The sequence below is a fragment of the Sphaerobacter sp. genome (assembly GCF_019683595.1).
Lineage (GTDB): Bacteria > Chloroflexota > Chloroflexia > Thermomicrobiales > Thermomicrobiaceae > Sphaerobacter.
Window position 1 is genome coordinate 1 of sequence record NZ_JADGHZ010000041.1, and the last position, 22,714, is coordinate 22,714.

Below are 22,714 nucleotides of genomic sequence, written 5' to 3' on the forward strand. Positions count from 1 at the left end.
TTATTTTGCGCGGGGGGGGGCCGTCGTCCGCTCGTGAGTGGTGGGGGGGGGGGGGGGGGGGCCCCCCCCCCCCCGGCTCCGCTCAGCACGACACGACTGTGGTCGCGGGCTACCGGCGGGTAGACCAGGATAATTCGCCAGAGTTCATACTAGGTTAAGTCCAAGGAGCGCGCGCGTCCTGGCCCGATCCTCGCGAGCGTCGGAGCGCCGGTATGGTGCCGGCGCTCGTCCTCTCCTCGTGCGGGAAACGATGGGGCTGGGTGAGCCCCCGCGCTCCTGATGACGGGGCAGCGGAGGTCAGGAATTCTCCGTCGGCCTGGGGACCAGCCCTTGGGAAATCGCGAACAGCACCGCCTGCGTTCGGTCGCGCACGCCGATCTTCTGGAAGAGCGCCGAGAGGTTGTTCTTGACCGTGCTCTCGGCCAGTTGGAGTTGCTCGGCGATCTGCCGGTTGTTGTAGCCGTTGGCGAGCAGGCGCAGCAGCGTCAACTCGCGCTGCGTGAGCTGCTGGCGCGTGTTCGTTGGGGTCCGGGTGAGCAGGCGCTGGTACTCCCGCATCAGCGCCGGGGCCAGGGCAGGGTCGATGGTCGATCCGCCGCTGGCGGCCACGTGGATCGCCTCGATGACCTCCTCCGACCGGCTGTTCTTGAGCAGGTAGCTCTTCGCGCCGGCCCGGATCGCGTGGATGGCATACTCGTCGTCCTGGTACATCGTCAGGACCACGACCGCCGTCCGCGGGTAGTGTTTGACGATGAACTCGGTCGCGCGTATCCCATCCATGCGCGGCATGTTGATATCCATCAACACCACGTCGGGATCGAGCTTGGCCACCAACTCGATCGCCTCTTGCCCGTCGGCCGCCTCCCCGACGATCTCCACGGACGGCACCGTCTCGAGCAACTGGCGGAGCCCCTCACGGAAGAGATCGTGGTCGTCGGCCACCACGACGCGAACCCGCTCACCGCTCACTGAGACCCTCCTCCTGGCGCGCTGCCCACTGACGCAGAGGGATGACCGCTTGGACTCGCGTCCCCCGACCGGACGACGAGACAATCTCCAAGGACCCGCCCATATCTTCCGCCAACTCACGCATCTGCTCTAACCCGAAGTGCCCCTCCGACGGGGCCGGCCGCTCCTCCATGCCCACACCGTCGTCGGCCACCAAGACGTGCAGATCGTCCCCTTGCCGCTGCACCTCGACACGCACGCTCGCCGCGTTGGCGTGCTTCCGGATATTTTGCAGCGCCTCGCGCACAATCCCCACCACGGCGCGCTCGACCTCCGGTGCCAGCCGCACGCCGCTCAGCTCGTCCAGAGCGAGCGCGACCTCGGGCTGCGACGTCTCCGTCGCCACCATGCGCGACGCCAGTTCGCGGAGCTGGCCGGTGAGTCCGCGGGCCGGCGGGCGCGGCCGGCGTAGGTCGCCGATCGTCTCGCGCAGCGCGGCGATCGAGCGGTTGATCTGCTCGGTGATCTGCAGCGCCTCGTCCTGCGCCCGCGCCGGATCCTGGGGGATGAGGCGCGCCATCATCTCCAGCTTGAGCCGGAGGTAGGCGAGATCCTGCACGATCCCATCGTGCAGCTCGCGACCGATCCGGCGACGCTCCTGCTCGACCGCTTCCTGGGTCTCAGCCGCCTGGTCCAGATCGGCCACGCGCTGGCGGAGCACGATGGTCTGCATGCACTGCGCGGTGATCGCCGCGATCGCGGCGAGAACCACCACATCCTCAGGGGCGTAGGGGAAGATGTCGCCGTCCCGGCGCTCGACCGCCAGCGCCCCGATCAACTCCTCGCCGATGAGCATCGGCACGACCAGACACGAGCTGAAGCCGGGCGGGACGAACGGCCGGGCGAACTCGGCCGCCGAGTGCCCCAGCCGATGAGCGGCGATCCAGCGCTGGTGCACCAGCGCCCCCAGCTCATCGCCCGACAGCGGCGACACCTGGGCCTGGCTGGCTCGCCACTGCCGAACCAGCACGAGCGTACCCCGCGCATCCCGCTGGTAGACCCAGGCCCCGATGGTGCCGGGGACGCGCGCCAGCATCGTGGACGCCTGCTCGAACAGCTCGGGGATGGTCGTTGCCTCGAGCAACCGGGCCTGCAACTCGAACGGATAGGCAAGCCCGGCCCCGGTGTGCGGCCGCGGCGATGCGGCGGGGGCGCGCACAGCCGGCGCCTGCGTCGTGATGTTGCTGGGATGAACCGGTTGCTTGAGATTCACGCACTACTCCGTTGTGGTAGGACGATCTGGATGGTTGCGCCCCCATTGGTCCGGCTGGCTAGCCGGACCAGTCCCCCGGCCAGCGCCGCGCGCTCTTGCAGCGTGAGCAGGCTGACCCGCGCGTCCGCCTGCTGCTGGTTACCGACCGACGCGGCGATCCGCACCGGCTCGGCCAGTTCCGCCGGATCCATCGCCTGCCCGTCGTCGGCGATGGTGATGACCACCTTGCCCTCGCGCTCTCGGATGCGCACCACCACCCGGCTCACGCCCGGGCGCTGCCGCACGTGCTCCAGCGCCTCCTGCACCATTCGATAGACGACCGTCTCCTGCTCACTCTCCAGCCGGTTGGCCATTTCGATGTCCAGGGTGGCGTGAATCCCGGTTTCCTGCTCGATCTGCGAGAAGTACTCCTGGATGGCGGGACCGAGCCCGAGGATGTCGAGGGTCGACGGGCGAATCTGGAAGATCAGCCGGCGCAGCCGGTCGATGTTCTCCGCCAGGTTCTCCCGCACGCCCAGCAACTCCTGGCGCGTTTCCTCGGGCGGTATCTCCGTCACGCGCCGGCTGGTGAGATCGATGCGATAGAGGCAACTCGCCAGGCCCTGGAGCGTGTCGTTGTGGATGTCGTCGACGAGCATCTTGCGCTCCTGCTCCTGGCGGCTCAGCATCTGGTCGAGCAGGTAGCCGCGCAGTTCCCCGCGCTGCTGCACCATCATATACAGCCGCGCGTTCTCGATGGCCACCGCCGTCTGCATCCCGACCGTCACCAGCAGGTCTACATCATGCTGCGTGTAGGCACCCCGCACATCGCTCTGGGCCGAGAGGACGCCGATCGCCCGCTGGCCCACCTGGAGCGGCACGGCGATCATCGACTGGCCGGTGGACACATCCGGACGCGGCGGGAACCAGACGGTCCGATCCTTCGGGTGGCGCGCGTTCACCACCACCCGCCGCTGCTCCTTGACGACCCAGCTCAGCGGGTCGTGGCCGAGCGGAACGGTCACGGTCTCCGGGGCCAGGCGCTGGTCCACCGCGAAGCGGTACTCCAGCGAGGCGCCATCAGGCAGCAGCAGGCCGATGCAGAAGCGCTGGGCGTCGATGACCGAGCTGACGTGGTGGTGAAGCTGGCGGAACAACCCGTCGAGATCGCTGAGCGTGGCGAGATCGAGCCCGATCTCGTTCACCAGCGCCAGGCTCTCCGAGGTGCGCTTGACATCCTCGTACAGCAGCGCATTCTCCAGCACCACCGACGCCTGCTCGGCGGTGTTGCGGACGATCGTCAGCTCCTGATCGGTCACCTGATGGCCGGGCCGGGTGTAGTCGAGCATGAGCGCACCGAGCAGGCGATCTTCGCGCCCACGCAGCGGCACGAGGATCGCCGAGCGGATCCCGAGCGCCCGGCTCGTCTCCACCGGGAGCACCGGGCTCTGCTGCGCATCCTCGATCACCACCGGGTCGGGGCCCGCCAGCGCCTCGGTTAAGGCGGGGAGGCGCACCGCCGAGAAGAGCGCCGCCTTCAGCGCGTCCATCAGGTGCGGTTCCAAGCCGCTGACCGCAACCGGGGTGAACTCGCGCTTCGGCTCTTCCCAGAGCAGGCCGTAGCACCGGTCGCACCCGGTGATCCCCCGGATCGACTCCACCATGTTCTGCAGCGTCTCGGCCGCGGTGGAGAGATATCGGATCGACTGCTGGAACTCGTAGCTGGCCTCCAGCACGGCGAGCCGCTCGCGATCCTCCCCGACGGGGGAGCCGGCCACGGCGCTGGCGATCAGCCCGGCGAGCACGGTCCCGGCCGCGCGGTCATCGACGCTGAACGGCACGTCCTCGACGCGCCCGAGATCGAGCCGGCCAACCAGCCGTCCGCGGTGGTGGAGCGGCAGCACCAGCAGGTGGATGATGCGCAGCTCCACCATCTCGCTGAACTCCGCCGACGTCAGGAGCGGCGGCTTGCCGCCCCGGAGGTCGAAGGCGGCCAGCGATCCAGGCCAGAGTGCACGGAAGGGCTCGGTGACCACCGAGAAGGACCCCAGCAGCCCGGCTACCCGATGGGGCGCGACCCCATGGACCCCGGAGACGACCAGGCCTTCCCCGTCCAGGTTCGTCAGCCGCACCAGCGCCAGATCGGCCTCCAGCGCCACCACTGATTGCTCGGCCAGCACGGCCATCAGGTCCGGCAGCGGCAGGTCGGCCTTCATCTTAGCCGACACCTCTTGCAGCGCCGCGAGGAAGATCGTCACCCGCGTGTCGTCAGCAGCCGACTGCGCGGGCGTCGCGTCACCGCGGAGGCGCCGTAACAGGCTGGGGATGAAACCGGAACGCTGCGCGCTATCCTTACTCATGGTAAGCTGTCTGCTCCCTCCGGGGTGCCGGCGTCACGACATCCTGTCCCCGAGCCCGTTCGGGGGCGCCGGTACGGTAGGAGCGTCGTGTCCCACCTCGGATGATAGCGGACGGCGCTTTCGATCGCTCGCAAGGAGTACGTCCATTAGTACCGTCTTTTCCGGCCGTTCATCCAGGTGCCACGTGCTAAACGTACACGGGCGCGCCGGTCGATCGCACAGCGGGAGTCGGGATTCATGCATGACGAGCGGGAGCAGCAGTCCTTCGGCACCGTGGAACTCACGTTCCTCGGGACGGGAACCTCCAACGGCATCCCGATCATCGGCTGCACCTGTCCCGTGTGCACGTCGGACGATCCCCGCGATCGTCGTAGCCGCACCTCCGCCGTTGTGCGCTTCGACGGCTATCACGTCCTGATCGACACGGCGACCGAACTGCGGCTCCAGGCCCTTGCGGTGGGGTTGAACCGCGTCGACGCGGTGCTCTTCACCCACGCCCACGCCGACCACGTCGGCGGCTTCGACGACCTGCGCCGCTTCAATGAGCTCGCCCAGCGGCACCTGCCGGTCTACGCGCACGTCGACACGGCCGCCACCTTGCGCGAGCGCTTCGCCTACGCCTTCGTCGACCAGTTCCCATTCTATGGGGGGAAGCCCGACCTGACGCTACACGAGTTCACCGGGGGATTCTCCCTGTTCGGCCACCGTATCCAGCCGATCCCGGTCTGGCACGGCCGCTGGCTGGTGCACGGCTTCCGCTTTGGTCCGCTCGTCTATGTCACCGACGCGAAGACCATCCCCCCGGCCTCGCTCGAGATGATGCGCGGCGCCGACATCCTGGTCATCAACGCGCTGCGCCACCGGCCACACCCGACCCATCTGAGCATCGACGAGGCGTTGGCGGTCATCGAGGAGGTGGCGCCGCGCCGCGCCTATCTGGTCCACATGACGCACGACGTGTCGCACGCCGCCACCAGCGCGCTCCTCCCGCCGCACGTCGAGCTGGCGTACGACGGGCTGACCGTTCGGACCGGGGAAAACTGAGCGCGCTGCACCCGTCTGCTACCATAGGTCGCAGCGATCGGGTGTGGCGTTCCGTGACCGGGAGGGATCGATGTCCGACGCGACGGTACAGCAGCTTGGCCCCGGGCTCTGGGTCATCGACCACCACTTCCTCGGCGTTCCGGGGGTCATTGCGTCCTACCTGCTGGCCGGTGACGACGGCCTGACGCTCATCGAGACGGGACCGACGAGCACGCTCGACACGCTGCTCGCCGGCATCCGCGCCGCCGGCTTCACCCCGGACCAGATCACCCAGATCGCCGTCACGCACATCCACCTGGACCACGCCGGCGCGTCCGGCGCCCTGCTGCGCCAGATCCCGCACGCGCAACTCCTGGTGCACCCGAACGGGGCGCAGCACATGATCGACCCCTCGCGGCTGCTCGCCAGTGCCGCCCGCCTCTACGGCGACGATATGGACCGCCTCTGGGGCGAGGTGCTCCCGGTCCCGGCCGACCGCGTGCGGGTGCTGCACGACGGTGAGACCTTCCGCGCCGGCGGGCGGGAGCTGACCGCGCTGGATACGCCCGGCCACGCCAACCACCACTTCGCCTACTACGACGCCGCGCATGGCGACGCCTTTACCGGCGACGTCGGCGGGGTCCGGCTCCACCGTGCGCCGTACGTCCGGCCGCCCACGGTGCCGCCGGAGTTCGACCCAGCCGCCTGGCGCGCCAGCATCGCCCGGCTGCGCGCCCTGCGCCCGCGCCGCCTGCTCCCAACCCACTTCGGGGCCTACGACGACCCCGACTGGCACCTCGACGACCTGCTCTACCGGCTCGGGGAGTGGGTCGGCTGGGCCGAGGCACGCCTGACCGAGGGCGCGGATCAGGAGGCCGCACTGGCGGAGCTGCGCGAGCGCGGCGACGCCGAGATCCTGGCGCTCGACGGCGGAACCGACCTGCTGAAGCCGTACGAAATCGCCACCGCCTACGCGGTCTCGCTCGCCGGCTTGTCCCGCTACGTCCGAAAGCAGCGCGAAGCCCGGGCGCGGTCCCAGGCATAGGCGCCAACCCACTCCGGTCGAGACAAGTGCCCTACCCGCCCACCGTGCCGCCACGCGCCACCGGGCGGGCACTGGCCGGCAGCAACTGTGGCGTATACTGTCCGTACCATCAGCCGGTGACGATCAGCCCGGTGGACCGACCCGGTGGGGAGGATGTGACATGAGCCGACCGCGAGGCAGCGACGGACAAGCCACACCGCCGTCCCGCACATTCGACCCGAGGCCGCACCTGCGGCGCATCCGTGTGCGCGGCCAGGACGCGGAATACCTCGACGTGAAGTGGCGGCTCGCCTGGCTGCGCACCGAGCATCCTGATGCCCGGATCACCACCGAGCATGTCACACTGACCGATACCCTGGCGGTCTTCCGCGCGCTGGTCGAGATTCCGGGCGGTGGCGCCGCCACCGGCTACGGCAGCGAGACGCGCGAGGATTGGGAGGACTTCATCGAGAAGGCCGAAACCAAGGCGATCGGCCGCGCGCTGGCCGCGCTGGGCTACGGCACCCAGTTTGCCCTCGACTTCGACCTGGAGGAGGACTCGACCGGTGGCGCGCAGCCGCTGGCCGACGGCCCGGTCGAGCACCCGGCACCATCCACGGTCACCGAGCCGGCGCGCCGCACGCGTCCACGCCTCGTGCCGCCGCCCGAGCCCGCTCAACCCCAGCCTGAGGCCACGCGCACGACGGAGCCACCCACACCGGCACCAGCCCCCGCGCCCGAGCCGGAGCCGGCTCCGGAACCCGTTCGGAGCCGCGAGTCGGTCCCCGAGCCGGGACGGCCCGACCGCAACTGGACCAGCTTTTGGACGGAGGTGCGCCGCCTCGGTTACAAGAACAAAGCCGAGCTGGAGCAGTTCCTGGGACACAGCATCGACACCGCGAGCACCCCGCCCGACGAAATCTGGGCCGAACTCATGGCCCACCGCCGCCGGCGGGGCCTGGAAGAATGATGCGTCACGCGTCACTCGTCATACGTCATCCGTCACCCGTCATCCGTCCTGCTCCCCTCTCCCCTGGTGGGAGAGGGGCCGGGGGTGAGGGGGACGCATGACGCATGACGGAACACGCATCACGCATCACGCATGACGTTCCCGGAGGTCGCCGATGTATGCCCGCATGATGCAGGCACTGATCAAGTCGGACATGCTCGACACCGCCGCCGCGATCTGCCGGGACGGCGTGCTTCCCGCGGCGCACCAGCAGCCGGGCTTCAAGGGCCTCATCGTGCTGACCGACCCCGCGACCGCCAAGATGGTCACCATCACGCTCTGGACGACGGAAGCGATGATGCGCGCGGGCGAAGCCAGCGACTACATGGAACAGCAGCTTGCCCGCATGGCCTCGGCGCTCGCCTCGTCACCGACACAGGAGGCGCTCGCTGTCCGTGCTCTGGAAGCGGCGCATCCCAACGCGATGCAGGCGCGCCTGCTCTCGTACCAGGTCAACCCGCTGCTCCTCGACGACTTCGTGGCGACCTTCCGCGACGAGGTCCTTCCCGCCGCGCGCCGCGAGCACGGCTTCGGCACCGGCCTGCTGCTGATCAACCCCACCGCAGCCCGAGCCGTCTCCCTTACCCTGTGGGACAGCGAGGCCGACCTCGAGGGTGGCCAGATCAGCGGCGACCTCCGCACCCGCCTCTCGCACCTCTCCCGTCTCCTCATCAACCCCCCGGTGCGCGAGACCTTCAACGTGGATGTTCTTGAGATCCTGCCGTGAGATGTGATGCGTGCTTTGCGTTCCGTATTCCTCCCCTCTCCCCTTGCGGGCTCCGTCCGAGAGGGGCTGGGAGTGAGGGGGACGCATGACGCACGACGTATGACGTGTGACGTAAGGAGGACCCATGCGAGTACTGATCTCGGCCGACATGGAGGGGACCGCGGGCGTGGCGGTCTGGGAGCAAGTCACGCCGCCCGACCTGGCGCACCGTCCGGCAGCGGCCGAGTACGAGTGGGCGCGCACGCTCATGGCCAACGAGGTGAACGCCGCGATCGAGGGCGCCCGCGCCGCCGGGGCGACCGAGGTGATCGTCAACGACTCCCACGACGGCATGCGCAACCTGCGACCCGGCGACCTCAGTCCGGATGCCTGGCTCATCTCCGGCAACCGCAAGCCGTTCGGCATGATGTGCGGCATCGACCTGGGGATCGATGCGGTCATGTTCACCGGCTACCACGCGCGCGCCGGGACGCCCAACGGCGTGCTCGCCCATACCTGGACCCTCTGGGTGCGCGACGTGCGCTTCGGCGACACCCCGGTCGGCGAGTACGGGTTGAACGCCGCGGTGGCCGGGCACTTCGGCGTGCCGGTCGTCATGGTCGCGGGCGACGAGATGGCCGTCCGGCAGACCCAGGAACTGCTGGGCGACGAGGTGGTCGGGGTGATCGTCAAGTACGGCGTCGGCCGCACGTCCGCCCGGCACATGCATCCATCCCGCGCCTGCCAGGCCATCGCCGAGGGTGCAGCCGAGGGACTACGCCGCAAGGACCGCATCCGCCCCTACACGCCGAAATATCCGCTGCCGGTGACGGTCACGCTCGACACCGCCGAGGCGGTCGACCTGGCGCTGCTCGTTCCCGGCACCGAGCGTGTGGGCGACACGTCGCTCCAGTACATCGCCGAAGACGGCGTGCAGTTGATCCGGCGCTGGCAACTCATCATCGCTGCCGCCTCCGGCGCCGCGCGCTAGACACGCCACCGGGGTCTTCCCCGACCCGGCGTGCATCGCAACCGTGCATCGGGAGCACGCCCCGGCCGCTTCGGGCCGTGCTCCCGATGCACGCGCACCCGCCGTAGCCGCGCACGAGCATCACGGTATCCGCAGGAAATCGTGCGGCTTCGCTCCCTGAATGTGCTATCGTACACGCTGGGACTTCGGCTGGAACGAACGTCGGCCCCGCCGCACGGCGTGCCCGCCGTGCGGGTCAGGCGTGTCGTGCGACCGGAGAAGGAGAGGATGTGTCACGCGACCAGTGCCAGCGTGCGTGGACAACGTTCCTGATCTTGCTCCTCGCGACCGACCTGCTGTTCATCGGCCTGCACAGCCTCCACGTCTTCAGCCGTTTCCTACCCGAGATGTACTTCAACATCACCTACGACCGCGGCGCGGCCGAGCCGTTCCAGATGGCCAAGGAATACTGGATCGCGCTGCTGATGATCTGGCTGGCCTGGTCACGCTTCTCGGTGTCGTACCTCTCCTGGGCGGTCGTCTTCGGGTACATCGCCTTCGATGATCTGATCATGGTGCATGAGAAGTTGGGGGAGCGCATCGCCCACGAGCACGGGTTCTCCGCGATGTTCGGCCTGCGTGACATCGACTTCGGCGAGATGACCGTCTACGCCCTGGCGGCGGCGGTCCTGCTCCCACTCCTGGCGCTCGCCTATGCCCGGGGCGATGCCACCTTCCGAAGGATGAGCCGCCGCCTCGTTGGGTTCCTGGTACTGTTCGCCTTCTTCGGCGGCGTGGTCGACATGGTGCATATCCTGATCACACATCCCACGCTCAACGAGATCGTCGGCATGGTGGAGGATGGCGGGGAAATGCTGACCATCACCGCCACCGCGGGCTACGTGCTTCGGGAGGTTCTCCTGGCAAAGGTCGAGCCGGTCGCGACCGACGCGCAGCTCCAGCACAAACCGCTCAGCCGGCGACCGGACGGGATGCTCCCACCGGCCCTGCCTGCCGCGCGACGGTCCACTGGCGAAGCTGGGCCGGTACGAGCTGCAGCGTGTGGCGGACTCCCCAGCCCAGAAGCCGCAGGGCCCGCTCGTCTCGCTCCGTCCAGCGCAGCCCGTATCCGTCGCGGATCGCCGGCGGCAAGGTCCCGATGGTCACCAGCCGGGTCACCATCCCGCCCGGGCGCAGCGGGAGCGGCGCGTCGGGCCACAGGATCAGCTTGCTGAGGCGGCGCGCGGTATCCGTCACGTAGATGATGTCGCCAGCGAGCATCTCCTGCAGGTAGGCGTCGAGCGCGGCACGGCTCCGAGGGAAGTGACCCGCCGGCGCCCCCAACGCCGACTCCATGACGTGCGTGCCGAAGCAGTAGATGTCCTCTTCCTCCGGAGTCAACGGCGCGACGAAGCGCTGGTAGGTTAGGAGGAACGAGTCGAGCAGGGTGGCGTGGACCCAGCGGAGCAGGTCGGGATCGTGCGCCGAGTACGGCGTGCCGACCGGGAACGCGGGGGTCGCTTCGCGCAGCGTGCCACGGACCCGGTCGTGGGTTGCGTTGATGCGGCGGGCGGCACGCGGGGCTTCCGGGGTCTCGAACGTCAAGGCCAGCATGGCGTCGAGCGTTCGCCGCAGGCGGTGCAGCCCCCCGTAGCGCTCACGGTGGAAGCGGCTGTGCTCGTCGACTCCGGCGGCGATCAACGGGTGGGCAAGCTGCATCAGGATGGCGCGGCCCCAGCCGAGGAGCAGCACCCGCTCGGCATGGATCCGCCGGACGACGGGAGCGGCGGCGTCGAGCGAGACGGAAGCGGTGGGCGCGGTCATTCGGGGTCCGTTCTAGGCCGACGGGGCAGGTCGTTCGGCGCCGGCGAAGCGGTCGAATCGGAACAGGCTGATGTCGTGTCGCGTCGTCCCCTCGCGCGACAGGTCCGCCAGGATCTCCCCGACGACGCTGCAGAACTTGTAGCCGTGGCCGGAGAAGCCGGCGGCAACGGTGACCTGCGGGAAGTCGGGGTGGTGATCGATGATGAAGTGCTCGTCCGGGCTGTTGGTGAACATGCAGACCTTGAGCGCCGTGGTCGGCCCGGCGGCGTCGGGGAAGTAGCGCTCCGCCGCGCTGCGCAGAACTTCCTCATCGCGCGGGGTGAACGCCTCGCGGTCCATGGTGTTGGGATCGACTACTTCCCCAAGGTGATGGTAGAGGCCGAACTTGAACCCCGGGATGCCGTACACGGGGAAGCCGTAGAAATGCCCCTCCGGTACTTCCATGTTGAAGACCGGGAAGCGCTCCGGGGTGAAGAGTTCTGGCCGGCGCGGCTGCATCCAGATCAGAACCTGACGCTCGGGAACAGCCAGCCCCTGCAGCTCCGTGACGAGCTGGCTGGCCCAGGCACCGGCCGTGAGCACCAGCCGCTCGGCCTCATACGTCCCGCGCGCGGTGCGCACCCGCACCCCGCCACCCGGCAGCGCCTCCCACGCCGTGACCGGCTCCCGGCCATGCACCTCGGCGCCGTGCGCCGCCGCGGCCATCACGTGTGCCACGATGCACTGCTCGGAGCGGAGGAAGCCACCTTCCGGCTGGAACACGGCCTGGATGTCGTCCGGCAGGTGGTATCCGGGGAAGCGCCGGTGGAGTTCAGCAGCCGAGAGCACCTCGTGCGGCAGGTCGTGCTCGGCACAGGAGCGGAGCGCCCCCGGCACGACCGTGCCGTCCGCGGGCCCGGCGTCGATCGAGCCGGTGATGATGAGCAGCGGTTCCCCGGCACGGGACTCCAGCTCGCGCCATAACTCATAGGCGCGGCGGAGCAACGGCACGTAGGACGGGTGCTCGAAGTAGGCGAGCCGAATGATGCGGGTGACCCCGTGAGACGAGCCCATGGAATGGGGGATGTCGAACTGCTCCAACCCCAGTACCCGGTCCCCGCGCTGGGCGAGGTGGTAGAGCGCGGCACTGCCCATGCCGCCCAACCCCACGACGATCGCGTCGTACCGCTCCACTGCCATCACTCGCCTCCTCACGCGTGTCACCCAAGCGACGCCGCGGCGCTCATAGCGCCCGCCCCCGCACACCGGGCCGTGCCCGGCCCGGCGGGCGGGATGGAGGACGTCCACTGGAGGGGCCGAAACGCGGGACGCTCCTCCGGCCCCTCCAGCGGGCGCTTCCTGCTCAACCCGGCGGCTCGCGCTCCGGACGCGCGGCGCCTCGCCCGTCCTACGACAGGCGGCCGGCCAGCCGACCAGTGAACGACCGGTCGAACCGGACCGGATTGAACGGCGTCAGGTCCACCGGCGACTTGCCGGTCGTCATGTACTCCGCAATCGTCGCCGCAGTCGACGGCCCGAGCGAGATGCCCATCATGGCATGGCCGCTGGCGACGAACAGGTTGTCGTACTGCGGCACCGACCCCAGCGCCAGCAGCCCGTCCGGCATCATCGGGCGCATGCCGACCCACGAGGTCTGCGCCGTGCCCTGGTCCCAGCCGGCGATGTAGCGGTTGGCGCCGCGCCGCAGCGCATCGACGCGCGGCGTGTCGAGTATGGTGTTGATGCCCGACAGCTCCATCGTCCCGGCGATGCGGAGCGCACCGTTGTACGGGCTCACCGCGACCCGCACATCAACCAGGTAGAGCGGGTGCTGCAAGCTGACCTTGGAGTTCTGCACCGTCACGTTGTAGCCCTTGCCGGCCGTCATCGGGATGCGCACGCCCGCCTTCGCCGCCACCCGGCCGGTCCAGGCACCCGCCGCAATGAGCACCTGGTCCGCCTCGAACGAGCCGACGCGCGTCTCGACCGCGGTGATCTGCCGCCCGCGCCGGCGGAAGCCAGTCACCTCGACACCGGGGCGCAGTTCCACCCCGTTGGCCTGGAGCCAGGCCACGGTGCCGCGCATCAGCGACTCCGGGCGGATGTGCCGTTCCTCCTTGACCCAGACGGCAGCCTCCATCGGGCCGGAAATGCCGGGCTCGAACTCGCGCAACTCCTTGGGCGAGAGGATGACCGGCGAGTCATAGCCGTAATCGCGCATCGCCTCGACGTCGTCCACGATGTGCTTGACGCTCCCGCGCTGCAGGCAGACGAAGAGCATACCGGCCTTGTGCATCTCGAACTCGATGTGCTCCGAGAGCTTATCGAAGAGCTCGAAGGTGTGCCGGCCGAGCTCGGCGGTGGCGTGGAGGCCCGCCTCGTAATCGCGGGGGTTGCAGTGGCGCCAGAACTCGAACAGCCAGGGAGCCAGGCGCGGGACCGCGCTGGGGCGAATATACAGCGGGCTATCGCGGCTCAGCATCCAGCGGAGCGAGGTCCAGACCAGGCCGGGCGCCGGTACCGGACCGGAGAGCGAGGGCGTGACCCAGCCCGCGTTACCGGTCGAGCACGCCGCTCCGAAGTCACCCTGGTCCAGAAGGGTAACCGACACGCCGCGCCGCGCCAGCTCGTAGGCGCTGAGCAGGCCGATCACCCCACCCCCAACGATGACTGCCTTGCTCACGATGCGTTACTCCCCTCTGCGGCTCATTCCGGCGCAGGACAACGCCTGCCGGGCGTGTCCCTCAACGCCCGGCCGTCCCAGCGCCACACTAATCAGGAAATGTATCAGACCTTGTGGAATTATGGTGTGGGTGTCCCGGCCCACGTCACTCAGCGCGCCACATGCTCCAGCGGCTTGGGCGCCGCCTCGCCGACCCCAAGGCGGTCCTGAAGGCGCCGGAGCCAGGACGGCGCCCACCAGTTGATCGATCCCATGATCCGCATCGTGGCCGGGACCAGCAGCGCGCGCACGATCGTCGCGTCGATGAAGATGGCCAGCGCCATCCCCACGCCCAGCGACTGGAGGATCAGGAGCCGGTCGACCACCGCCGCGCCGAAGACCGTGATCATGACGATCGCCGCACTGGTGATCACCCGGCCGGTGCGCTCCAGCCCGACCGCCACCGCGCGCGTGTTGTTGCGGTCCTTCTCATACTCTTCCTGCATCCGCGACAGCATCAGGACCTCGTAATCCATCGACAGCCCAAACAGGATGCAGAACATCATCACCGGCACCATCGGGACGATGTAGCCGGTCGGCTCAAAGCCCAGCAGGCCGCTCAGATGCCCGTCCTGGAAGACCCAGACGAGTGCCCCGAACGACGCGGTGATCGAGAGCGCGGCCATCACGATCGCCTTGAACGGCAGGAAGAGCGAGCCGAGCAGCAGGCAGAGCACGACGTAGGTGGCGACCGCGATGAAGCCGAGCGCGTAGGGGATACGATCGACGATGCTGTCCACTATGTCGGCATTCACGGCACTGGCCCCGCCGACCAGCATCTCCAGGCCGCCCGTCTCGGACGGTCCAAAGTCGCGCAGGCGGTACACCAGATCCTTGGCCTGCTGGCTCTCGGGCGCGGCCGCCGCGGCGATGCGCAGGCGGGCCCCCGTGGGGTTCAGGAGCCCATGGACCCGGCCCGCAACGGCCGGGTCGGTCGACTGGAGCACCGCGGCCAACTCCTCCGGCGCGGACGCGGTCCCATTGGGCGTCAGGTCGAAGATGCTCTCCACCGACTCCACGCCGGGGAGCGCGGACACGCGCTCGACCGTCTGAGCCAGCGCCGCCAGGTTCTCCGGATCGGTCATCTGCCCCGAGCTAGGGTAGAGCAGCACCTCGATCGGCGACACCTCCGGGAAGGCGAAGTCAGCACGAAGCGTGTCGTAGGCCACGCGCGACTCGTCATCCGCCGGGAGGGTCTCCATCCCGGGGGTGCCGAAGTTGACGTTGAGGAAGGGCACCCCGGCCAGGATCAGTGCCGCCAGCACCGGCACCAGGACCATGAACGGCCGGCGCATCACCAACTCGGCTAGCCGGCCCCACAGGCCCTCCGCCTGCCCGTGGTCCGCCGCCATCCCGCGCACCGCCAGCCGATCGATCCGCCGGCCGAGGATGCTCAACACCGCCGGGAGGAAGGTCAGCGCGTAGAAGACCGCGAGGGCGACGACCAGCGAGCCGCCGATCCCGAGGGACCGCAGCGCGTACATGGGGAACATCATCAGAGCGATGAGCCCGACCGCGACGATCATGCCCGAGAAGAAGACGGCCTTGCCGGCCGTGGCAAGCGTGATCGCCAACGCGTCCGGCGTATCCCGCCGGCTCAACTCCTCCCGGAAGCGGCTCACGATAAAGAGCGAGTAGTCGATGCTGACCGCCAGCCCGAGGATGGTGGCGATGTTGAGCACGTAGATGCTCGTCTCGGTCAGGTGGGCCATCACGGAGATCGCGCCGAGCGCCGCCGGAATCGACAGGATACCCACCAGCAGCGGCAGCCCCGCGGCAACCAGTGAGCCGAACACGAACACGAGCACGACCAGCGAGATCGGCAGCGAGACGATTTCCTGCCGCCGCAGGTCGTTCTGTGCCTGCGTCGTGAACGACTGGTACGCCGCGTCCCAGCCGCCCCACATGTGATCGAGCGTCGGGGTCTGCACCAGACGGCGGTACTCGGCGAGGTCCTTGCCCGCGTTCCCCTGGCGCGTGCGGCTGGTGATCAGCACGTAGGACTTGTGCCCGTCCGCGGAGATGAACTGCTCGGACCCGGTATTCGCGTAGCCGACGATGCTAATGATCTCGGGGCGGTCGGCCAGCGGCGCAATCGCCTGCTGCACCTCGGCCTGGAACGCCGGATCGGTCGCTTGCAGTGTGTCCGAGGAGAAAATGACCCAGAAGACGGAACCCCCTTCACCGAAGTCATCCCCGAGGTTCCGCGCCACGACCGAGGACTCCGCAGTGGGATCCTCCCAGCCCTCGGCCGAGAGACGGTCCAGCCCACTGGGGATCAGCGGCACCATCACCAGGAGCAACACCAGCGAGAGAAGCATGACGGCCACACGGTGTCGAGCCACAAAGTATCCCCAGCGGAGGAACATCCCGACCACTCACTCCCTATGGAGGTAATACCGTTAGTTATCTGAATGTCAGCACCGTGCGCCCCGGGAACGCCACTCGCTGCCCCGTGCCACCCGGGGCGAAGCGGGGGGTTGGCTGACCTCCCCGACGAGCGCCGGGCAACCGTTGCACGTGTGGCGCCACCAACGGGCAGTGGCCGGCGCGGCGGCGGGTCAAGTGCATTGCAATTCCGTCAGCGCCGCGCCATCGTTCAGTATACCAACCGGTGGAGCGCCGCGGCGAGAACCTGGATCCCCGCGGCGGCGTGCTCGGGTGCGGTGTACTCGGCCGGTGTGTGGCTACGGCCGTCCTTGCTCTGCACGAAGATCATCGCCACCTTGGCGATCTCGGCCATGCGCTGGGTGTCGTGCACCGCGCCGCTCGGCATGGTCATCGTCGGGATACCCTGCTCCGCCGCCACATCCTCCAGCAGGCGCACCAGCTCCGGGTCCGCCGGACAGGGTGGCAGGTCGGCCGTGATCTCCCAGGACACGTTCAGTCCCCGTCGCTCGGCCACCTCGCGGAGCAGCGCTTCGTGGGCCGCGTAGAGCCGATCGCGCTGCGCCGGGTCGGCGTGGCGCGCGTCGATGGTGAAGCTGACGCGCTCGGGCACGATGGCCGGGAAGTTGGGTTCGACCAGCACGCGGCCGACGGTGGTGACGGCGGGCCGGCCCATCTCCAGCGCGGTGCCGATGATCCCCGAGATCATCTCGGCCGCCCCCGCCATCGGGTCGCGTCGGAGGTCCATCGGCATTGCCCCGGCGTGGTCGGAGCGGCCCTCCACCCGCACCAGGTAGTGCCGGATGCTCGGCAGACCGTTCACGATCGCCACCGGCAGCCCCGCCTGCTCCAGAATCGGCCCCTGCTCGATGTGCAGCTCGATCCAGGTGTCGATATCGTTCCGCCGCGCCTCGGGGATGCGAGCCGGGTCAAGTCCCACCGCCCGCATCGCCTCCGCCATCGTCTCCCCGCCGTAGCCGCGCATCGTCTCCGCGTCCTCCGGCGTGCTCCGGCCGGTGATGGCCCGCGAGCCCCAGAACGCGGCCGACGGGAAGCGGCTGGACTCCTCCTCGCAGAGCGAGACAACCTCGATCGTGCGTCGCGGGCGCCCGTAGCGCTCGCGCACCGCCCGTACGGCCAGGATGCCGGCGATGACACCCAGCGCACCGTCATAGCGTCCACCGGGGTTCTGCGAGTCGATGTGCGAGCCGGTCGCGATCGACGGCCCGCCCTCGGTCCCCTCCAGCCGGCCCCAGACGTTGCCGACCGCGTCGCGGCGCACCTCCATCCCGACCTCCTGAAGCCAGCGCGCGACGAGGTCCTGTGCCGCCACCCACTCCGGCGAGTAGACGAGCCGGCGCACGCCGGTCCCGTCCCCACCGTGCCGGGCCAGGTCCAGCACGTACCGCTCGACCTCTGCCGGATCGATCCACAGCCGCTCCTGCGTCGCCATCGCCGCACCTCCCCCAGGGCTTTCCCGTTCGGATGTCGCTCCGCCACAACACGCCGCCATGATACTGCCTGAACAGCACCGCGCCCCGGTCCAGTCCGGACCGGGGCCCGGGATAGCGACGGCTGACCTCAGGCTACGTCACGTCGCGGCGGGCTAGAACGACCGCCGAGACGCCGGCGAAGACCACGATGTATCCGGCGATGACCACCAGTGCCTGCCAGGGGTCGACGAACGGCCCGTTGAACACACCCGGTCCACCCGCTTCGGTGGTCCGGCCGGTGAGCGGCGCGACCAGCGAGTAGGCGTTGGTGCGCAGGAACGCCAGCGACACGTCGTGCAGCAGCGCGATGCTATTGCCGAAGCCGCTGACGAGCCCCTCCACGACCAGACCGTACAGGATGCCCAGCCCGAGTGCTAGCGCCGTGCCGCGCGACAGGACGGCCAGCAGCACGCCGAGGAGGGTCCAGAGCGCCATGATCAGCCAGCCGGCGCCCATCCCGCGCAGGATCTCCCCGGCTGACGGCCAGGTGATCGCCGCGCCCTCACGGAGCGCCACCGCGACGCTCACGAGCGCGCCCGAAGCGTAGACGGCGACGGTGGCGACGACCACGGCGATCGCCAGCGCACCCAGCTTGGCCAGCAGCCAGCGGACCCGCCCCGGCCGCTGCATCAGAGTCGTCTTCAGCGTGGCCCACCCATACTCGCTGCCGAACACCAGCACGCCCAGGATCAACCCGAGGATGCCGAGATAGAATGGAAAGCCCGACGCCAGCGTCGCGACGAAGCCCTCCGGCAGCAGCGCCGAGAGTTCGGTGCGGAACCCCGGAGCACCCGAGTCACTCACGTAGGCGTAGTACGGCAGCACGTAGGCAAAGAAGAGCGTCAGCACCACGGCAATAGCCAGCAGGATCCAGTTCGCCGCGCGACGCCGCAGCAACAACAGTTCGGCCGATAGACTACCCACGGCTGATAACCCCCTCCACATCGCCCGCCTGCTCCGCCTGGACGAGGTCAAAGTAGACCTCTTCCAGCGAGGTGCGGGCTGGAGTCAGTTCGGTGACTTCCACGTCGGCACTGACGAGCTGGCGATTGAGTTCGCCGACCCGCTTCAGGTCCATCGTCAGGACCAGCTTCCCGTCGTCGGCGATCAGGCGCTCGACGTACGGGAGCGACTCCACCATCCGGCGCGCCCGATCGAGCGGCTTCGCCCGCAGGTGCAGCTCCGGCTGACCGCGCAGCTCGTCGAGCGTGCCCTCGGCCACCAACCGGCCACGGCGGATGATCCCGATGCGGTCACAGATCTGCTCGACCTCGGTCATCAGGTGGCTGGACAGGAACACGGTGCGCTCGCCCTGCGCCAACTGACGCACGAAGTCGCGCATCTCCGCGATGCCCTCGGGGTCGAGGCCGCTGGTCGGCTCGTCCAGGATCAGCAGTTCCGGGTCTTTGAGCAGGGCGGCCGCCAGGCCGAGCCGCTGCTTCATCCCCATCGAGTAGGTGCCGAACTGGTCGGAAGCCCGGTCGGCCAGGCCCACCTGCTCCAGGATCGTATCGATTCGCTTCTCCGGCACTCCGGCATGGCGCGCCATGACCCGCAGGTTGTCCCGGCCACTCAGGAACGGATAGAACCCCGGAGCCTCGATCATCGCGCCGACGCGCGCCAGCGAGTCGGGCGAGCCGGGCGGCTTCCCCAACACGCGCGCCTGCCCCGCACTGGGGCGGATGAGGCCGACGAGCATCCGCATCGTGGTCGTCTTTCCGGCGCCGTTCGGGCCGACGAAGCCGTAGACCTCCCCGCGCCGCACGCGCAGCGTCACCCCGTCGACCGCCAGGATGTGCTCGCTGTAGCGCTTGGTCAGGCCATCGGTTTCGATCGCAAAGTCCGTCGTCATGGCCGTCCAGTTCTCCCTCCGTGCCCCACGCCCGGGCGCTCACCGCGAGGGGCCCGACTCACCGATTCGCTCGCTCTCAGTCAGCGCGCTCCGGACCCGTAGATGTGGCCGTGAGCGCGGGCTCGCGCCGCCGGGCCGCGATCGCGGCTCCGGAGGCGCGTGCGGTCGCAGCGGCAACGCCGACGAGCGCCGTAGCGTTAAGCACATGCAAGGCCGCGATGTAGGGCAGACCCACGCGCAGGCTCGGCAGTGCGACCTGCACGATGTAGAGCCCAAGCAAGAGCATCGTCAGCCCGATCCCGCGCCGGCCGATGCGACCCGCGAGCGCGAGGATCGCCAGCACCAGGATCGGTAGGCCCAGGAGGCTGCCCCATGCGCGGTGCAGGTCGTAGCTCACTGCGCCGAAGGAGCCACCGCCTGCCAGGTAGATTTGCAACAGGGTGCCGACCAGGATGAACCAGGCGACGATCCGGTGCGCTCGCGCAAATGCCATCTGCATCGTTGAAACCCCTTCTCCCAGCGCGACTCAGCGCCGCCACCACGGCTTACTGAAGCTGCTCCAACCGCTCGCGGTACTCCTCGGCGGACAGCTCACCGCGGGCGAACCGCTCCGCCAGGATGGCGCGCGCCCGGTCGACGGCCGTCGGCTCTGCCGGCCGCGTGCGCCGCACGATGAGCCAGACCACCGTCGCCGCCACGGCAACCCAGAACAGCAGCATAAGCGGGCCGAAGATCCACCACGGCCCACCCGGGCCGCCGGCGGCACCCCAGCCGCCCATCGCCAGCATCGGCACCGTGAGCACGATTTCGTTCATCGCGTCCCTCCAACTCATCCGTCCGCGCTGCGGCTGCCGCTGGCGACCGCTGCGCCTATCCACCGAACCGTTGCGACGTCGCTCCCTCCCGCGCGGGGTTTCGCACCGCCAGGGGGTGCGTCGCCGCCCACCCCTCATGCTAGGGGAGTGACGTCAACAGCCGGTTCACGCAACCCTCAACAAACCCTCAACGACCGATTACGACATCCTCCATCCGGGGCTGCGGCCCTGGTGCGATGCGGATGGGATTGGCGATACTTAGTCGCGTGGCATCCGTGATCCGGTGCGTGACGCTAGATGGGGTTCGTCGATGGAGCAACCGACAACCGTGCTGATTGTGGACGACGAGGAGGACATCGTCGCTCTGATGCGCGACTTCCTGGAGGCCGAGGGCTATGCGGTCCTGGCAGCCTACGACGGCCCGACCGCCCTGCGCACGCTGGAGCACGAGCCGGTTGACTGCGTGTTGCTCGATGTGATGATGCCGGGCCCATCCGGCTATGACGTGCTACGGCGCATCCGCGAGAACCGGGATGTGCCGGTCCTCTTCCTCACCGCTCGCCAGGAGGACCATGACAAGATCCGCGGACTGGGACTCGGCGCTGATGATTTCATCGTCAAGTCGGCCACACCAGGCGAGGTCGTCGCCCGCATCAAGGCGGTGCTCCGCCGCTACCGGCACGGCGAGCAGCCACCCCGTGCCGTGCTCGACTTCGGCCGGCTCGTGATCGACGTGCAGGCGCATGAGGTCCGCGTCGACGGCGAACCGGTGCAACTGACCGCGCGCGAGTTCGAACTGCTCCAGCTCTTCGCCGAGCACCCCCGGCAGGTCTTCACCCGCGAGCAGCTCTTCCAGCGGCTCTGGGGCGAGTTCGGCGATCGGCACACCGTCACCGTGCACATCGGGCGACTGCGAGAGAAGATCGAGGAAGACCCGGCCAACCCGCGCTACATCGTGACGGTCTGGGGCGTGGGCTATCGCTTCGACGGGGAGGCCCACCCATGAGCGCGTCCAAACGCCGCCCGATCCTGCCGCTCCGACGCTGGCTGGTGTTGGCGCTCGCCACGACCTTCTTCGTCCCGGTCCTGATCACCGGCATCGTCGTCTACCACGTGCTCGGCGGCCCGCTGGAGCCCGTGTCGACTGCGACGGAGCAGATCGGCCGGGGCACCACGCGCTGGCACGATCCCGACTGGCAGGCCGCGACCCGGTCGGACCTCGCGGCCATGGGGATCGACTTCGTCCTGGTCGAGGACGACCGCGAGGTCTACCGCAGCACCCCCGATCCCTTCGCGGGGGGTGACGAGCTGGTGCGGGAGCGCTGGGTAGAGCGCGTGGTCTACCCCGGCACGCCCAGACGGGTGGCGTACATCTACTCGGATACCGGGGTGGGCTGGAACGGTCAGGACGGACCACCCGAGGCCCGCTTCCTTGCCGTCCCCATCGTCGGCCTAATCAGCCTGCTCCTGACGCTGGCCGGGATCGGCTGGTTCCTCGGTCGCACCGTCGTCCAGCCGCTGGCCGCCACCAGCCAGGCGGCCAGACAGGTCGCAGCCGGTGACCTCGATGTTCGTCTCCCGACCTCACGCGTGCGCGAGGTGGCCGAGGTCAATGCCGCCTTCGAGTCGATGAGCGCCGAGTTGCGCGCCTCGCTGCGCCAGCAAGCCGAGTTTGAGCACGAGCGCCGCCTCTTCATCGGTGCTGTCGTCCACGACCTGCGAACCCCCCTCTTCGCCCTCCGCGGCTACCTGGAGGGGCTGGAGAAGGGACTGGACGACACGCAGGAAAAGCGTGCGCGCTACATCGCGGTCGCCCAAGAGAAGGCCGCCACGCTCGAGCGCCTGATCGGGGATCTGTTCGACTTCACCCGGCTGGAGTACCTGGACCAGACCCCGAACCCGGAACCGCTCGACCTCGGCGCGCTGCTCGACCGGCTGGTGGAAGGATTCCGCCCGCAAGCCGACACCAAGGGGGTGCAACTCACGCTGGCCCTGCCGTCCGAACCGTGCTGGGTCACCGGCGACAGTCACCTCCTGACCCGCGCGCTGACCAACTTGCTGGACAACGCGCTGCGCTACACCCCGAGCGGGGGACAGGTGCGAGTGACGTGCCGCACCGAGCCGAGCGGTGTGATCTTCACCGTCGCCGACACCGGCCCGGGCATCCCCGCGCATGACCTGCCGAACCTCTTCGCCCCGCTCTACCGCGGCGAGACATCGCGCAATCGGCGCACCGGCGGCGCCGGCCTGGGCCTGACGATCGCCCGCCGCATCCTCCTGGCGCACGGTGGCGATCTCTCCGCCGCCAACAGCCAGGCCGGCGGCGCCGTCTTCACCGGCCGCCTCCCC

20 protein-coding genes are annotated in these 22,714 nt (G+C 69.1%); 7 read left to right on the top strand and 13 right to left on the bottom strand.

Annotation, left to right across the window (positions count from 1 at the left end):
- Positions 1-297: 297 nt before the first annotated feature.
- The 3 genes from IRZ30_RS06630 to IRZ30_RS06640 are packed head-to-tail and all read right to left on the bottom strand — an operon-like array spanning position 298 to position 4,560.
- The gene (locus tag IRZ30_RS06630) at positions 298-969 is read right to left on the bottom strand and encodes a response regulator transcription factor (RefSeq protein ID WP_294084107.1); all 672 of its coding nucleotides are present in this window, start codon (positions 967-969) and stop codon (positions 298-300) included.
- A complete protein-coding gene (locus tag IRZ30_RS06635) occupies positions 959-2,221 on the bottom strand; it encodes a GAF domain-containing sensor histidine kinase (protein WP_294084108.1) in 1,263 nt (420 codons plus the stop codon). Before IRZ30_RS06635 ends, IRZ30_RS06630 begins: the two co-directional genes overlap by 11 nt.
- Positions 2,218-4,560, bottom strand: coding sequence for a GAF domain-containing protein (locus IRZ30_RS06640; protein ID WP_294084109.1), 2,343 nt, complete (start codon positions 4,558-4,560; stop codon positions 2,218-2,220). The genes IRZ30_RS06635 and IRZ30_RS06640 overlap by 4 nt, the downstream gene beginning before the upstream one ends.
- 237 nt (positions 4,561-4,797) lie before the next feature.
- Between IRZ30_RS06640 and IRZ30_RS06645 the strand changes: the two genes are divergently transcribed.
- From IRZ30_RS06645 to IRZ30_RS06665, 5 genes are all read left to right on the top strand, one after another.
- Entirely contained in the window at positions 4,798-5,604 is an 807-nt protein-coding gene (locus IRZ30_RS06645; RefSeq protein ID WP_294084110.1) for an MBL fold metallo-hydrolase, read from the top strand.
- Positions 5,605-5,674: 70 nt separating this feature from the next.
- Positions 5,675-6,628, top strand: coding sequence for an MBL fold metallo-hydrolase (locus IRZ30_RS06650; RefSeq protein ID WP_294084111.1), 954 nt, complete (start codon positions 5,675-5,677; stop codon positions 6,626-6,628).
- Between the two features lie 160 nt (positions 6,629-6,788).
- Positions 6,789-7,577 carry a hypothetical protein gene (locus IRZ30_RS06655; protein ID WP_294084112.1) on the top strand — a complete coding sequence of 263 codons (789 nt, stop codon included), beginning with the start codon at positions 6,789-6,791 and terminating at the stop codon, positions 7,575-7,577.
- Positions 7,578-7,731: 154 nt separating this feature from the next.
- Positions 7,732-8,343, top strand: a complete 612-nt coding sequence (locus IRZ30_RS06660) for a hypothetical protein (protein ID WP_294084113.1) — start codon at positions 7,732-7,734, stop codon at positions 8,341-8,343.
- Between the two features lie 124 nt (positions 8,344-8,467).
- A complete protein-coding gene (locus tag IRZ30_RS06665) occupies positions 8,468-9,313 on the top strand; it encodes a M55 family metallopeptidase (RefSeq protein ID WP_294084114.1) in 846 nt (281 codons plus the stop codon).
- 482 nt (positions 9,314-9,795) lie between these two features.
- On the opposite strand, the gene IRZ30_RS06670 is transcribed toward IRZ30_RS06665, so the two are convergent.
- From IRZ30_RS06670 to IRZ30_RS06715, 10 genes are all read right to left on the bottom strand, one after another.
- Positions 9,796-10,257 carry a hypothetical protein gene (locus tag IRZ30_RS06670; RefSeq protein WP_294084115.1) on the bottom strand — a complete coding sequence of 154 codons (462 nt, stop codon included), beginning with the start codon at positions 10,255-10,257 and terminating at the stop codon, positions 9,796-9,798.
- A 7-nt stretch (positions 10,258-10,264) separates the two neighbouring features.
- On the bottom strand, positions 10,265-11,116 hold the full coding sequence (locus IRZ30_RS06675) for an oxygenase MpaB family protein (RefSeq protein WP_294084116.1): 852 nt from the start codon (positions 11,114-11,116) through the stop codon (positions 10,265-10,267).
- Positions 11,117-11,128: 12 nt separating this feature from the next.
- Complete coding sequence (gene solA, locus IRZ30_RS06680) at positions 11,129-12,295, bottom strand: N-methyl-L-tryptophan oxidase (RefSeq protein ID WP_294084117.1); 1,167 nt, start codon at positions 12,293-12,295, stop codon at positions 11,129-11,131.
- A 208-nt stretch (positions 12,296-12,503) separates the two neighbouring features.
- Entirely contained in the window at positions 12,504-13,778 is a 1,275-nt protein-coding gene (locus tag IRZ30_RS06685; RefSeq protein ID WP_294084118.1) for an FAD-binding oxidoreductase, read from the bottom strand.
- 149 nt (positions 13,779-13,927) lie between these two features.
- Positions 13,928-16,162, bottom strand: coding sequence for an MMPL family transporter (locus IRZ30_RS06690; protein WP_294084119.1), 2,235 nt, complete (start codon positions 16,160-16,162; stop codon positions 13,928-13,930).
- A gap of 254 nt (positions 16,163-16,416) precedes the next feature.
- Complete coding sequence (locus IRZ30_RS06695; protein WP_294084120.1) at positions 16,417-17,658, bottom strand: Zn-dependent hydrolase; 1,242 nt, start codon at positions 17,656-17,658, stop codon at positions 16,417-16,419.
- Positions 17,659-17,791: 133 nt separating this feature from the next.
- A complete protein-coding gene (locus IRZ30_RS06700; RefSeq protein ID WP_294084121.1) occupies positions 17,792-18,622 on the bottom strand; it encodes an ABC transporter permease in 831 nt (276 codons plus the stop codon).
- Positions 18,615-19,550, bottom strand: a complete 936-nt coding sequence (locus IRZ30_RS06705) for an ABC transporter ATP-binding protein (RefSeq protein ID WP_294084122.1) — start codon at positions 19,548-19,550, stop codon at positions 18,615-18,617. Before IRZ30_RS06705 ends, IRZ30_RS06700 begins: the two co-directional genes overlap by 8 nt.
- 76 nt (positions 19,551-19,626) lie before the next feature.
- The gene (locus IRZ30_RS06710) at positions 19,627-20,049 is read right to left on the bottom strand and encodes a DUF6220 domain-containing protein (RefSeq protein ID WP_294084123.1); all 423 of its coding nucleotides are present in this window, start codon (positions 20,047-20,049) and stop codon (positions 19,627-19,629) included.
- Positions 20,050-20,095: 46 nt separating this feature from the next.
- A complete protein-coding gene (locus IRZ30_RS06715; protein WP_294084124.1) occupies positions 20,096-20,365 on the bottom strand; it encodes an SHOCT domain-containing protein in 270 nt (89 codons plus the stop codon).
- A 310-nt stretch (positions 20,366-20,675) separates the two neighbouring features.
- On the opposite strand from IRZ30_RS06715, the gene IRZ30_RS06720 reads away from it, so the two are divergent.
- Together IRZ30_RS06720 and IRZ30_RS06725 are read left to right on the top strand one after the other, a co-directional pair.
- On the top strand, positions 20,676-21,371 hold the full coding sequence (locus tag IRZ30_RS06720) for a response regulator transcription factor (protein WP_294084125.1): 696 nt from the start codon (positions 20,676-20,678) through the stop codon (positions 21,369-21,371).
- Positions 21,368-22,714 (top strand): HAMP domain-containing sensor histidine kinase (locus IRZ30_RS06725; RefSeq protein ID WP_294084126.1); only part of this gene is annotated, 1,347 nt, incomplete at its 3' end. The genes IRZ30_RS06720 and IRZ30_RS06725, both read left to right, overlap by 4 nt.